This is a genomic window from Algoriphagus litoralis (genome assembly GCF_003259255.1).
Taxonomy (GTDB): Bacteria; Bacteroidota; Bacteroidia; order Cytophagales; family Cyclobacteriaceae; genus Algoriphagus; species Algoriphagus litoralis.
In genome coordinates this window covers 16756-29921 of record NZ_QGOL01000002.1, presented here as the reverse complement: position 1 = coordinate 29921, position 13166 = coordinate 16756, and the positions used below count along the sequence as shown (strand labels likewise).

The window sequence follows — 13166 nt, the reverse complement described above, 5'->3', positions numbered from 1 at the left end:
GTTTAAAGATAGAAAAACGGTTCTTGAAGGTCAATATCGAATCGTTCCTGACACCGATTGGGTGCTGACCATCTGATATACTTTGATATCGATTTGTGTTAGGACTTTGCATTGTATCTCCTGATATGCAATTAAATCAGTTGTAGCGGCTTCCTCTTGGCCTAGCTGACGGTAGATCTGGGAGCGAAGTTGTAGCCCTGTGGCATCATAGGGGTTATCACTTACCATTCTTTCTGCAATTTTCAATGCTTTTTCAGGTTTCCCTTTTTGAATTAAGTTCATTGCCGAATTGATTTGATCTTGTTTTGTGCTTCCCTCTTGGAGAAAAAAGTAATTGAAAACTAAAAGGTAGATTTCTCCTGGCTTTCGGTCCGCAATCATGTTATCCGTCCAGAGATCCCGAACATTTTCCACCGCTTTAAGGGATTGGTCATCGAAATGTTTGCCGCCATTTTTCACCAATTTGATTTCGATGAGGTTAGAATCAGAATCGGTTGCAAGTGAGATTACTACCAGTCCTTCCTTCTTAGCCATTCTTGCTTCTTTTGGATAGCTAAGCTGTCGGCTAATCAAAGCTTCCCAATGTAATAATTCAGGATTTTTGGTTTGGGAAAAAAGTGGCTCAGCAGTAGCGAGCAATAACATGAAAAGTAGTGGAGCAAATTTGAATTTAGTCATCCAATAAAGTAAGTATTCAAAGCCATGCGCCACAAGAAAATTTTCACAAAAATCAAAGTACTTAGTTGAAATGGGATCGGAGCTAAACCCCAAACTGTGTCAGATGATGATCCAAATGCTTGTAAAATAGATTATTCCATTCCTGAGAAGTCATCGGGCCAAAGGAAAGGGACTCTTTTCCTTCGAAATGATCCCTACCCAAATCCCGGGTATGTTCCAGGTATTTAATCAGTCTTGACTTTTCCTCTTCAAAATTTCTTCGGTCCGCTATGATAAATACTGGGGCGGTTCGGGAATTTTTGGGATATGGCACTTCATTCACTACGCCTTTTTTCACAAATGCTTTCAGCAAAAAACGCATTAGTGTATTTGGCTTTGGATGTTTATTGGTAAAGGCCATTTCATAGGCTATACAGCAGTGAGCAAGCATTTGGTCTACTGCCATTTTTCCCCAAAGGGCAGGAGACTCTGGCTGTAGTTGGTTAATTCTAGAGATCAGCTCTGAAGTGATGAGAGGATCAAATATGTTTTTCATCGCAAGTGGGGGTTATATTAGGTAAGGTAAGAAAGAAGAAAAAAATTTTGGAAAAATTTTCATGTAAAGTAGTTTATAAAATAAACCTATTTATATTTGTATCGTTGAACAGTTACAAATACGAATCAATGGAAAAAGAACTCAACAGTAAAGAATCCCTGGCCCTGATCACTTCGATGATTCGGCAGGCCAAAAAAGAGGCTGCAGGGGATGGCAGCTTTCAGTTGCTCCTTTGGGGCTGGGTGGTGGCGCTGTGTAATATTGGTCACTATGTGCTGATAAAGCTGGGATTTGATCAGCCTCATATAGTTTGGTTGCTGATCATTCCTGCCATCATTTGGAGTTTTGGGCATGAATGGAAAAAAAGGAGAAAATCACGCATAAAAACCCATCTGGATGAGTTTCTTGCGCAATTGTGGATCGGGATTTTTGTAGCGATGTGCATCGTCCTTACTTTTATGCCCGTCTTGGAGTTTCGCCATAATCCGATCATTCTCCTTTTGGGTGCCATTGGAGTTTTTGCAACTGGGTCGATTATTCGGGTCAAAGTCGTCAAAGCTGGGGGAATTATTTTGGCAATCGGCGCTATCATTGGATTTACTTTGCCTATTGACGATCAATATTTGGTTGCAGGTATTTCCATGGTTCTAGGATATTTAATCCCGGGTTATTACTTGAAAAATCAAAAGTCGTGAGCACATTCAAACCACTCGATCCGCTACTTCACTCTCAGCTCAGACTGGCAGTCATGTCATTGCTGATCGGATTGGATGAGGCTGAATTTACCTTTCTCAAAGAAAAAACCGAATCCACTGCGGGGAATTTGAGTGTACAGTTGGATAAGCTGGAAAAGGCCGGCTATATCAAAATCGAGAAGTCCTTTCGGGATAAGCGTCCACTGACCACTTGTAGTATTACCTCGCTGGGCGTGAAAGCCTTTGAAGATTACGTGGAAAATCTTAAAAACTACATTTCATAAAAAATTTTGTCCATTTAGTTTATAATATAAACCAATTTACGTCATGAAAACCAATTCAAAAATCTTTGCATTATTGATCATGTTTAGCCTTACCGCGATGAGATTTCCTCAGGATCTCAAGCGGCTCAGTTATCAGGCCTATTTGGAACAAAACAAGAGCAGCTGGAAGTCCAATGTGGCCTTGGCTACCAAAACCTACCAAGCCAATCCCAGTGCAGAAAACTTATTTGAGCTTGCCCTGACGGAATATGGTCTGCTCAATGCCACGATGAAAGATCAGGATGAAAAGCTGTTCGACGCATACTACGATGACTTGGAATCTCGCTTGGAGGAATTGGCCAAAGACAGAAAATACAGCGCTGAGGCCAAGGCGATGCTTGCTTCGGTCTATGGATTCAAGATCGCATACAGTCCTTGGCGGGGAATGCTTCTTGGTGGCAAAATCTCAGATTTGATGGAGGAGGCTTTGGAAGGTGCCCCTAGTTCAGCCCTTGTCCAAAAGATGTATGCCGGGAACCAATACTTCACCCCTGAGATGTGGGGAGGAGATCAGGATAAGGCTCTTGCCGCTTTCCTTCAATCCAATAAACTATTCGAGCAAAAACAGGACACCGATAACTGGATGTATCTCGACAATCTGGCCTGGACTGGCATCATTTATCAGGAAAAAGGAATGAAGGCTGAGGCCAGAGAAGTTTGGGAAAAGGCACTGGAGCTAGAGCCTAATTTCCATTGGGTGAGTAAGGGCCTTCTTGCCGATTTGAATTAATTTAAGAGGTTGTATAAGTGAAAAGCAGCGGTCTGTGGCCGCTGCTTTTCTTTTTAGTCGAGGATAATCCGCTCAGATTTCGGATACTTGACCTCATATTGAAGCGATAGCTTCTGCTGTGCCCCGGGAGCTAGGGTGATCTCCCATGTCAAGATTCCTGTCTGTGGATCAAGCTTCCCCCCACTCAATTCTCCAGAAGTGACGGTGATGCTGGAGTTGACAGAGACTGGGATTTGGTCTTTGACGAGCAAAGTCACCGCCTGGGATTTGTTGTTTTTCAGTGTGATTTCATAGCCTCGACTTTCGGTGATATTGGAGCCGATGGTTCGTTTTTTGGAGAACTGGTCCACTTTTTCACGATTCATTACAATAGATCGATCGCGACCCATGGATACTTGGAGGGTATCCTGAAGTGCCGCAGCATTCAGGATTGATCGGCCTACAAATCCATCTTCGAAATACAAATTGCTTTCGCCCTCGAGCAGGCTGTATTGATTCCATTCGGCGATTTCTGCGATCAGGAAGGCGTCTTTGTCCAGTTTGGGAATGGCAGTATAGCGGTAGGTCGCCGGAATGTCGTACCCCTTCAGATCCACCAAAGTCCGCTCTCCGTTGGTTTTGATCGAGTAGGGTTCCGCTACTTCGATTTCTACGGTGGTTTGATTTTCAATAAATGATGTGATCAGCGGCGCTGCTTCCATTGAATTTCTACCTCTCACTGTAGTAGCAGAACCTGTAAGTTCTCTTTTTGGAGATGATGCATAACCTGTCACAACAACTTCCTGAAGCATCTGAGTATCTTCAATTAAACTGACACTCAGATTTGATCTGCCTTGGATTTGAACTTCCTGACTAGCATATCCGATAAAAGAAAACAACAAACTTTGAGCATTTGCAGGCAGCGTCAATGAATATCGTCCTTCCGTATCAGTGACCGTGCCCAATGTAGTTCCCTTGACCAAGACGGTGGTTCCAGATAAAGGATCTCCAAATTCATCCATGACCACTCCACTTACGGTACCCGGTGTCTGAGGAACCGCAAACTTATTGACCGTAGTGTAGCGGGCATAGTTCAGCTCCCATTTATCCAGATTTGGGGATTGACCGCTTTGATTGGGATTGGCATTGGAGAATCTCAGCTTGACGTTTTTCCAGTCCACGCCTGTGTTTTGGTAGACTTCGGCTTTATAGGTGAGTTGGAGCGGTTCGTTGATATTTTTTACCCGGACATCGTATTTGGGATACCAGCCGGCATTGGCCACGAGGTAATTGACCTGAAAAGTGGCGGTGCCTGCTGCAGGCGCTTTTACACGAATCCGAATCTCGGCAGTGGACTTGTTTTGGCTCTCCTGCATTGCGCTGATTTGATTTCGGAGTTGCTGCATCTTTCGCTCTCCCTCGCCGATTTCTGCTTTAATTTTCAGCTCTTCAGCAGTGATTTTGGTGAGTTCGGCATCGAAAAAATCCAGTGCCGCCCGCAATTCCGCCATGGTTGGTCCACTTTGGCTCCCGCCGAGATCTTTGTTGGAAGTCAGCAAACTCGATTTGGTCGCCAAAACCTGAAGTCTGTTTTGTGCCAACGTTTGGCTTTTGCTGATCCCTTCAATTTGGTCTTCCAAAGCCTTCACTTTTTCTCCGACTTCTTTTTCACTGAGGTAATCCAGCCGCTTGTTTACCGCCTGAATCGTGAAATTTCCTTGACCTTTGACTTGAATGCTTTTTTCATCCAGATAGGGCGAAAGTCCTTTGAGCAGAATCACAGATTCTCCGGAAGGGATTTGACCCGTAGCATTTTCAAATACCTGAGCTCCGGATAAGAAAAGCGTGACGTCCTGAATTTTGCTAGTGAGGGCAGTTTCTTTGAGCTCTTGGCCGAATGCCTGAGCTACAAAAAACAACATCAGAAATGGGATGAGCGCATTTTTCATAGTTGTAAGTTTAGTTGAAGAAAGAACGAATTTTTTCATCAAAAGGCAACAGGGGTTCTAAAAAAATCGAACCAAAAACTGAATTCATGGTCGCCCATCCAATTTGGATTGCTAGTTTTGCGGGAGAAAAAACTACAGCATGACTCTTTTTCAAAGCATCATCATTGCCATTATTGAAGGCTTGACCGAATTTTTACCGATTTCTTCTACTGGTCATATGATATTGGCCTCTGCGGCGATGGGCATTCATGAAGATGAATTTGTCAAAACGTTTGAGGTTTTCATTCAGCTAGGGGCGATTTTGGCGATTGCGCTGATGTACATCAAGCGCTTTTTCAAAAGTATCGACATCTACCTGAAACTCTTAGCGGCATTTGTGCCCACTGCGATCGTGGGACTTTTGGCGTATGATTACATTAAGGGATACCTGTTTAATCCGATTGTGGTTTCGGTGTCTCTGATCTTGGGAGGAGTTATCCTGATTTTGATCGACAAGAAGGTGATCAATCAAAAATCCGACTTGGCCGAAGTAGAGGATATGACGTACAAGAGTGCGTTCTTCATAGGGCTTTTCCAGTGTCTTTCAATGGTTCCTGGCACATCCCGAGCTGCTGCGACGATCATCGGTGGAGTATTCAATGGCTTGGATAAGAAGCAGGCGACGGAGTTTTCTTTTCTTTTGGCCGTGCCGACGATGATGGCGGCAGGCGGTTATGACTTGCTCAAGTCAGAGTTGGTGTTCACCAATGCGCAAATTACGATGCTGGGTGTTGGTTTTTTTGTAGCCTTTATTTCTGCCTGGATTGCGGTGAAGTTATTCCTAAAGTACGTCTCCAATCATGGATTTACGGCATTTGGCTGGTATCGAATCGCTTTAGGAATTTTGTTTCTGATCTTTATGTGGGGTACTGATTTGGGGTAATTGTGAAATTGATTTTACAAAAATAATTACAAAATGTAAAATGCAATTTACAAAATGATTAGCTTTGTGTAAAATGTAATTTACATAATGGAAAAGCTTCTCACCAATTCCCAAGCTAAGATTCAGGCTGTTTCTCTCGATTTTAGTCGCTTCTTGTTGACAAAGATCGATTGGACACAACGACTGATTGCGATCAATGGTGCGCGCGGTGCAGGTAAGACAACCCTACTGCTCCAGTATGCAAAAAAGCATTTGAGCGCAGACGGGACAAGTCTTTATATTTCTCTAGATGACCTTTATTTCACAAGCAATTCGATTCTTGATCTGGCAGAAGAGTTTTATCTAAGTGGGGGAAGAGTTTTGCTCTTGGACGAAATCCATAAGTATCCCAATTGGTCCAGAGAAATTAAGTTGATTTATGATGATTTTCCTGAGTTGAAAGTGGTATTTACTTCCTCTTCCATTCTGGAAATCTACAAAGGCGAGTCAGACCTCAGCCGTCGGGCAGTGAGCTATCTTTTACCGGAACTTTCATTTCGGGAGTTTATCGAATTGGAGACCGGAATATCTTTTCCAGCTATTTCCATTGATCTACTCCTCAAAGACCATGTAGGAATATGCGCCCAATTGATGCCAATCATTCAACCAGTGGCGCTTTTTCAAAAATATGCCAAATGGGGAGTGTACCCTTTCTTCAAAGAAGGAAAAGAAATCTATCCCGAAAAATTAAGAAAGACAGTTCAGTTGACTCTGGAAGTTGATCTGATGGCGGTTGAGAATATGGACTACGAGATGATTTTCAAATTGAAGAAGTTGATTCGTCTCATAGCGACTTCGGTTCCATTTACTCCTAATGTATCAGAGCTTAGTCAAAAGACGGGAATTTCCAGACCAAGTTTGATCCGGGCTTTGGAATTGCTTGATCGTGCCAGAATTTTGCAGATCCTGCACAAGTCGAATACTGGGGTTGGAGCACTTACAAAGCCTGAAAAGCTTTACCTAAGTAATTCAAATTTATTGTATGTTTTAGGAGAGGAAAACGTCAGTGTTGGAACAATTCGGGAGACATTCTTTTCCAATCAGATGAAGGTCATCTCAACCGTTAATTTGGCAGAAAAGGGTGATTTCCTTGTCGATGAAAAATGGATTTTTGAGGTTGGAGGAAAAAACAAAACCACTTCTCAGATCAAATACCTACCCGATTCTTTTTTGGTCAAAGATGATATTGAAATAGGTGTGAAGAATATAATTCCTCTTTGGGTATTTGGCTTTTTGTATTAAAAAAGCCCTGCCTGATTTCGGTTTTCAGACAGGGCTTTTCAAATTTATTCGTTACTTCTTTTCCTCTAGTTTGTTGGCATTTTTCACATACTTTTCCAGCCAAGTATCCATTTCCCAAAGGGTATGGAGGACGGATTCTTTCGCAGCATATCCATGGCTTTCGTGAGGAAGGAAAACGAGTCTGGTCGTAGCTCCATGACCTTTGAGTGCATTGTAGTACCGCTCAGATTGGATCGGAAATGTGCCAGAATTGTTATCCGCTTCTCCATGAATCAAAAGGATCGGGGTTTTCACTTTATGTGCATAAGAGAACGGAGACATGTTGAAGTAAACCTCTGGCGCTTCCCAATAGGTGCGCTGCTCATATTGGAAGCCAAATGGAGTCAAAGTCCGGTTATAGGCTCCACTTCGTGCGATTCCAGCGGCGAATAGGTTGGTGTGCGAAAGCAAATTTGCTGTCATAAATGCCCCATAGGAATGCCCTCCCACTCCGATTCGGTTGCGATCTCCGATGCCCATTCCCACGATTTGATCGATAGCTGCTTCAGCATTGGCGACCAATTGCTCGATAAAATAGTCGTTGGGTTCTTCATCGCCCTCACCAACGATCGGCATCTCAGTCTGGTCCATGATAGCATACCCTCGTGTGACCCAATAGATCGGTGAACCCCAGCTGATCCGCGTAAAGGAATATTTGGATCCTCTTACCTGAGCGGCAATTTCTGCTGATTTGTATTCCCGGGGATAGGCCCACATCAGCACAGGCAAAGTTCCGTCTTTGGTGCGATCGTATCCTGCCGGCGTATAGACTACGGCCGAAAGGTTAAGGCCGTCTTTTCGTTTGTAGGTGACCAATTCCTTCTGAATGCCTTTGATCGATTCATACGGATGTGCAAAATCGGTCACTTGTAAGGGTGCAATCCTTTTGCGGGTATTGACTAGCCAATAGTTTGGCTGAATATCCGTGCTTTCCTTTAGGGTGATAAATTCAGTTGCCTCTCCATCGAGCACTTTGACCACACGCTCGTAGTACGGGGCTTGGGATCTCCAAAGGATCGTTTCTTCTTTGGTTTTCGTGTCAAAAGTGGACAAATAAGGCATACTTCCTTCAGGCGAGCCTCCTTCACTGGTCATAAAAACCACATCACCTTTGCGAAGCAAAACCCGCTGTCCGAGTTCGTTTGTTGTGAAAACATGATCTCCGGGATCATTGTAGATGTCATCTGAGGATCGGTCAATAAATACCCTTGGTGCCTGAGCTGGATCGGATGGATTGATCACCGATTTTCGATCCATTCGGGTTCTTGACCATCTTTCTGAAAATATCGCAAAGGTCTCATCTGACCAGGCAATTCCTCCAAAGCGGTAGGCTGTACTCGCCAGCTTTTGTTTTTCACCGCTAAATGGTGCTTTGAGCGTGTAGACGATTTCTCGCACTTCAATGTCCACTTTGGCGTCGCCACCGTCCTGGGCTTCTACCCAGTATAAGGTGGCAGGTTGGTCTGCTCTCCAACTGATATTTCGTGGACCGGCCACGGTCGCATCAAAACCAGTCGGGCGGTTTTCATCCAAAGGAATCTGTGCAAGGGATTTAACTTTCTTCCCGCTTTTGTCCCAGATCTCCACATCGTATGGAAATCTAGAGGCAGGAACTAGGTAGGAAAAGGGCTTTTTAATCGTCTCGACTAGGATATAATTGCCATCCGGGCTGAGGTCCATGGACTTGATCATCGCAGGTGCCCCAATAGGGGTTTTGGTGCCATCCAACGAAATTTTCATCAACTGTGAATCCATGAAATAGGCAAAAACAGCCTCATCATGTGGATTGCTTAGAAGATCTTGATATGTTCTGCTCGGGGCAGCATTGCCGGAAGTTTCCTGAATGATCGGCCCAGCCGGTGCAGCTGGTGCTTTGGGCATCTGTCCTCTTTTGGGGTTGACAGCTTTGATGAGGATGCTGTTGTCAGGCATCCAGGATACGGCATTTCCAAAGACCTGATTTAGAATGGGCTCTGTGATTTTTTTGGCTTCAAGCGTTTCCATGTCCACCACCCAAAGACTACTACCGGTGGATTCAGTTTGAGTGAAGGCCAGGAATTTTTCATCCCGCGAAAGTGAAAATCCACTCATTTTGGGATTATCCGGAAGTCCGGTCACTTGGTTTTCTTCACCACTTCGGGTGTTTTTGATTTTCACATTGAAAAAACTCCCAGATCGGCTCGGGCCAGAAGTCGCAGGATTGATCCGAATACCTCCGATTCTGAGTTCTGGCTGGGCGAGATCTTCAATGGACGGTGCATCTGAGCGCTCGAGGATCAGCATCGTTGATCCGTCTTTGCTAAACGAGACCGAAGGCGTGGCAGGCGCATTGAAAAGGTCTGCTATCGAAGCAGGGGGAGTTTGGTAGGTAGTCTGCGAATAGGATTCGCTTCTTAGCCATCCCATCCAAATTAACATCAGGACATGGATTAGAACTAATTTTTTCATGTTGGTGTACGTTTTTTATTCGAGGTCAATGTATGACCAATTGATAGGTTGTTGAAAAAAAAAATTAATGAGCGGTTGATAAAACTATTTATTTTGAATCTCAGATTGAAAGCAGAAAAGTAAGATGGTTTTGTTTGCAGATTATTTTGGCTTTTGAGCAATTCGGATAATAAGAAAGATTTCATTCCTTATGATACTATTTAAGATGGGAATTTTATCCAGAGTGGGACTTTTTCTCCTGATTTTTGGCATGTTTATTCAGGCTCAGTCTTTTGCCCAAGGGGACACGTTGATCACCAAATATGGTGACGTATTGATAGGAAAGATCGATAGGCTAGATCTGGAATCACTTAAATTGAAGGTGCGGTATAGAAAAGATGCCATAGAAATCAAAATTGCAGAACTTGTGCAGATCAAATCTTCCAAGCAGTTTTTGGTCAATGATGTAAAAAATCGGGATTGGAAAGGAAGCTTAGTCTTTGATTCCCTGCATCGGGGCCAATATGGTATTCAAACTTCGGATACGATTTTGTTTTTCAAAACGAAGGAAGTCTTTGGAGTATCAGAAATAAAGAAAAACAAGCTCACCGACCATCTGAATCTAGGACTGGACTTTGGGATCAACAGGATAAAGGCAGATAATTCCATCTCTGCCAATCTTGGAGTGAATGCAATTTATAAAACCAGACGCTGGGTATTTCAGGGGGATTATTCCGCGTTTTCCAGTGCGGTAGATTCAGTGTCCAACTATTGGAGAAATGGAATTTTGGCAGGCACTTATGTTTTTCCCAAAGAGTGGTTTGTTACCAGTAAGCTTAACCTTTACACCTCCACAGAACAGAGTCTGGATCTCAGAAGAAACGTATTCCTGGGTGTAGGCAAGATTTTCATACACCGATCGGATGAGTCGCTTTCCCTGAGTGGGGGGGTGGTGACCAATAGGGAGATCTACACTACTTCATCCAGTGTTTTTAGTAGTTCGGAATCCTTTGTTTCGGCTCATTACAATGGGAAATTCTCCGACCGCTGGGAGTCAATTTTGGATGCCAACCTATTTCCAAGCTTAAGCGAGACAGGAAGGATCCGAAGTAATCTTGGCCTTGATATCAAGTATAAATTCCTGAACCATTTTTACCTAGGGCTGCGATATACCCTAAATACCGACAACCAGCCTCAGGTGGAAGCTGCCAAGACAGACTATGTGTTTTCTGTGAAGTTTGGCTGGTCTTTGAAAAAATATTAATACCTGCATTTAGGCGATGCCCAATTCGTCTTTCAGGAATTTACTTGAATACCCGATAGACTTGGCCACTTCCTCCAGGGATTGTCCTTCTTTCAGTAGGTTTTTGGCTTGCTGAAGTTTGGCTTTTTTGAGAAATTTTCCCGGAGTTGAGCCCAACTTTTTGAAGTTCCGATTGAGTTGGACGGGATTTGTCCCCAGGTATTCTGCTAAAGCCTCCACAGTCAGGATTTTATTGGACAAAATTTGTTTTTGTAGTTGATCCAAATCCCACACTTTTTTATTGGAGGGAAATTGCGAAATGGTTTCAGAAATATTTGGCTTGCCACGTAGATACCAGCCCAAACCAAGGACTAGAAGAAGTATCACACCTGCGGTCCAAACCCAAAACGCGGAATTTTTCTTTGGAGCTTCTAGTTGATTGAGCAACTGAGGAATATAGGATTTGGTAATTTCGTAAGTGTTGAGCGTGTAGAGGCCGTTTACTCCACCTACATATAGATTTTCCCCGTAAAAAAGCAGGGCCTCTCGATTGAATTCCACATTGGGAATAATGCTCAGCGGCTCTTTTATTTTATCTGAACAAACAAAAAGGCCATTTTCTGAAGCGATCCAAAGATTGTCAAAATCGTCTACGCCTACCATCACGCTTTTAGGGATTTCGGCAATTAAGGTTAGACTAGAAGGATCCAACCCTTTCAGCCGATATACTCCCACATCTGATGCTAAATAGAGGAAGTCTCCAGCAGGATATACATCTTTGATCTTAGAGGGAATTTGAGCTAGTGTGTCCAGTGATTTTTCAGTAAGGGAGAGGACTAGGCCTTCCACAGTAGAAAAAACCAATGCATTTCCAAAAACTTCCAAATCGAGGTACTCTAGCCCTTGGTGTAGGGATTGAAGTTCAAATCCCGGTAGTATCCTGCATAATGATTTGGTGTAGATGGCATAGGGTTCTCCCTTAAACTGGATTATTTTTCGTGCTTTTCCGGTAAATGAATTGCTCCGATTGGGAATCAAGCTCATGGAGTCAGGTGGAAAAAATTGACTTACCTCATCCCAAGGTAGATAGTATATAGAGTCTATTTTGGTCAGAGGTCCATTGGAATAATTTGGCTGCTCTAATTTTATTGAATCGTTAACATATATACCTGAATAGGTAGCGATGAATTTTAGTCCGTCTTCGATGTAAATATCTCTTATCGAATGATTGGGATAGGTTCTGGAGTAGTGATCCCGAATCTCATATTCAAATAAATCACTGCCACTCGCCAGAAAGAATCGTGAACCCTGCCTTACGGCGGTTGCGATGAATTTTCCCCGCTGGGGAACTAGATCAGACATCGGTCCGACATCAAAAAGTTTGGCATCAGGGATGAAATCTGATTCATAAAAATTTCCATCATAGAAAACATAGGGCTTGGAAAATTTCATTTCTAAAATCTTCCAATCTTGATCCTCCAAAAGATAAACAGCCTTACTTGTTTTTACATAAACCTGCTCATTTCCTTTGAAAACATTCTGTACTGGACTGCCGAAAGAATGTTTGTTGATAAACAGTGTGTCCTGTCCAAAGATGGAAGTAGACAGGGATAACAAAGTGCAAATTAGGATCAGAATTCGCATATATTTTTAAAAATTACAATTGGAAATTACAGATTTTATAAAAAAAACAGGCCTTGTTATGAATAAAAACTTAAAAATAATTTTGTTGAAATCGGATTGACGAAATTTTGAGTGGGAAATAGAAAACTTCACTCATCATGAAAAAAATATTTGCTCTAATCGCGTTACTCGGAATGGCGACTTTTGGGCTCCAAGCCCAAACTCAAATCAAACCGGGTATCGGAATTAACTCAACCAATGTCACCGGAAAAGGAGCAGATGCCTCTGGGCAAATTGGATGGCAAGTCGGAGGGAGTGTGGCTTTTGGTGAGAAGTTTTACTTCGAACCTGGCGTATTCTATCAAACCAACTCATTCGAATTCACAGGTCCAAATGGAACCCTTGCCAGTGATGCTACCTACAGCGGCGTAAGAGTGCCCTTAAATTTGGGATTGGTGATATTGGGTAATGCCGATTCAGCTTTTGGACTCCGGGTTTTCGGAGGAGGTTCTGGCTATTTTGTGACGGGTACCAACAGTGATTTTCTGGACAAAGACGATGTAGAATCCCCTCAATGGGGCGTACATGCTGGGGCAGGGCTAGATATTGCGATTTTTTACCTCGATGCTTCCTATCAATGGTCACTGAGTAATATACAGACTGATATCAATCAAATAGACCTGGGAAAAACCAAAGGGTTTTTCCTCACGGCAGGTATTAGATTTTAATGCTATTAAAATTT

The 13166-nt window shown here is 43.1% G+C and carries 12 protein-coding genes; 7 read left to right on the top strand and 5 right to left on the bottom strand.

Features of this window, described 5'->3' with window-relative positions; genetic code table 11:
- Positions 1 to 30 precede the first annotated feature (30 nt).
- Complete coding sequence (locus DK188_RS00075; RefSeq protein ID WP_157963130.1) at positions 31 to 678, bottom strand: energy transducer TonB; 648 nt, start codon at positions 676 to 678, stop codon at positions 31 to 33.
- An 82-nt stretch (positions 679 to 760) separates the two neighbouring features.
- Positions 761 to 1213: a DUF1569 domain-containing protein gene (locus DK188_RS00070; protein WP_111668743.1), complete on the bottom strand. Its 453-nt coding sequence runs from the start codon at positions 1211 to 1213 to the stop codon at positions 761 to 763.
- Positions 1214 to 1341: 128 nt separating this feature from the next.
- On the opposite strand from DK188_RS00070, the gene DK188_RS00065 reads away from it, so the two are divergent.
- From DK188_RS00065 to DK188_RS00055, 3 genes are read left to right on the top strand one after another with little or no spacing between them, the layout of a single operon-like run.
- Entirely contained in the window at positions 1342 to 1908 is a 567-nt protein-coding gene (locus DK188_RS00065) for a hypothetical protein (protein ID WP_111668742.1), read from the top strand.
- Entirely contained in the window at positions 1905 to 2192 is a 288-nt protein-coding gene (locus DK188_RS00060) for a winged helix-turn-helix domain-containing protein (protein WP_198672941.1), read from the top strand. Before DK188_RS00065 ends, DK188_RS00060 begins: the two co-directional genes overlap by 4 nt.
- 43 nt (positions 2193 to 2235) lie before the next feature.
- On the top strand, positions 2236 to 2961 hold the full coding sequence (locus tag DK188_RS00055; protein WP_111668741.1) for a tetratricopeptide repeat protein: 726 nt from the start codon (positions 2236 to 2238) through the stop codon (positions 2959 to 2961).
- Positions 2962 to 3014: 53 nt separating this feature from the next.
- Here the strand turns inward: DK188_RS00055 and DK188_RS00050 are convergent, their stop codons facing one another.
- On the bottom strand, positions 3015 to 4889 hold the full coding sequence (locus DK188_RS00050) for a mucoidy inhibitor MuiA family protein (RefSeq protein ID WP_157963129.1): 1875 nt from the start codon (positions 4887 to 4889) through the stop codon (positions 3015 to 3017).
- A 139-nt stretch (positions 4890 to 5028) separates the two neighbouring features.
- Here DK188_RS00050 and DK188_RS00045 point away from each other — a divergent pair, with 139 nt between their 5' ends.
- Positions 5029 to 5811, top strand: coding sequence for an undecaprenyl-diphosphate phosphatase (locus DK188_RS00045; protein ID WP_111668739.1), 783 nt, complete (start codon positions 5029 to 5031; stop codon positions 5809 to 5811).
- 87 nt (positions 5812 to 5898) lie between these two features.
- Entirely contained in the window at positions 5899 to 7092 is a 1194-nt protein-coding gene (locus tag DK188_RS00040; RefSeq protein ID WP_111668738.1) for an ATP-binding protein, read from the top strand.
- A gap of 51 nt (positions 7093 to 7143) precedes the next feature.
- On the opposite strand, the gene DK188_RS00035 is transcribed toward DK188_RS00040, so the two are convergent.
- A complete protein-coding gene (locus tag DK188_RS00035) occupies positions 7144 to 9549 on the bottom strand; it encodes a S9 family peptidase (RefSeq protein WP_394335833.1) in 2406 nt (801 codons plus the stop codon).
- 220 nt (positions 9550 to 9769) lie between these two features.
- Here DK188_RS00035 and DK188_RS00030 point away from each other — a divergent pair, with 220 nt between their 5' ends.
- Positions 9770 to 10822, top strand: coding sequence for a DUF481 domain-containing protein (locus DK188_RS00030; protein ID WP_111668736.1), 1053 nt, complete (start codon positions 9770 to 9772; stop codon positions 10820 to 10822).
- 9 nt (positions 10823 to 10831) lie between these two features.
- On the opposite strand, the gene DK188_RS00025 is transcribed toward DK188_RS00030, so the two are convergent.
- Complete coding sequence (locus DK188_RS00025; RefSeq protein WP_111668735.1) at positions 10832 to 12445, bottom strand: helix-turn-helix domain-containing protein; 1614 nt, start codon at positions 12443 to 12445, stop codon at positions 10832 to 10834.
- A 137-nt stretch (positions 12446 to 12582) separates the two neighbouring features.
- Here DK188_RS00025 and DK188_RS00020 point away from each other — a divergent pair, with 137 nt between their 5' ends.
- On the top strand, positions 12583 to 13152 hold the full coding sequence (locus DK188_RS00020; RefSeq protein ID WP_111668734.1) for an outer membrane beta-barrel protein: 570 nt from the start codon (positions 12583 to 12585) through the stop codon (positions 13150 to 13152).
- Positions 13153 to 13166: the final 14 nt, after the last annotated feature.

What these genes read in the sequence shown, in the direction of transcription:
- DK188_RS00030 (WP_111668736.1), top strand. Translation starts at nt 9,770, where the DNA reads ATGATACTATTTAAGATGGGAATTTTATCCAGAGTGGGACTTTTTCTC.
- DK188_RS00045 (WP_111668739.1), top strand. Translation starts at nt 5,029, where the DNA reads ATGACTCTTTTTCAAAGCATCATCATTGCCATTATTGAAGGCTTGACC.
- DK188_RS00020 (WP_111668734.1), top strand. Translation starts at nt 12,583, where the DNA reads ATGAAAAAAATATTTGCTCTAATCGCGTTACTCGGAATGGCGACTTTT.
- DK188_RS00065 (WP_111668742.1), top strand. Translation starts at nt 1,342, where the DNA reads ATGGAAAAAGAACTCAACAGTAAAGAATCCCTGGCCCTGATCACTTCG.
- DK188_RS00055 (WP_111668741.1), top strand. Translation starts at nt 2,236, where the DNA reads ATGAAAACCAATTCAAAAATCTTTGCATTATTGATCATGTTTAGCCTT.
- DK188_RS00070 (WP_111668743.1), bottom strand. Translation starts at nt 1,213, where the DNA reads ATGAAAAACATATTTGATCCTCTCATCACTTCAGAGCTGATCTCTAGA.
- DK188_RS00040 (WP_111668738.1), top strand. Translation starts at nt 5,899, where the DNA reads ATGGAAAAGCTTCTCACCAATTCCCAAGCTAAGATTCAGGCTGTTTCT.
- DK188_RS00075 (WP_157963130.1), bottom strand. Translation starts at nt 678, where the DNA reads ATGACTAAATTCAAATTTGCTCCACTACTTTTCATGTTATTGCTCGCT.
- DK188_RS00035 (WP_394335833.1), bottom strand. Translation starts at nt 9,549, where the DNA reads ATGTTAATTTGGATGGGATGGCTAAGAAGCGAATCCTATTCGCAGACT.
- DK188_RS00050 (WP_157963129.1), bottom strand. Translation starts at nt 4,889, where the DNA reads ATGAAAAATGCGCTCATCCCATTTCTGATGTTGTTTTTTGTAGCTCAG.
- DK188_RS00025 (WP_111668735.1), bottom strand. Translation starts at nt 12,445, where the DNA reads ATGCGAATTCTGATCCTAATTTGCACTTTGTTATCCCTGTCTACTTCC.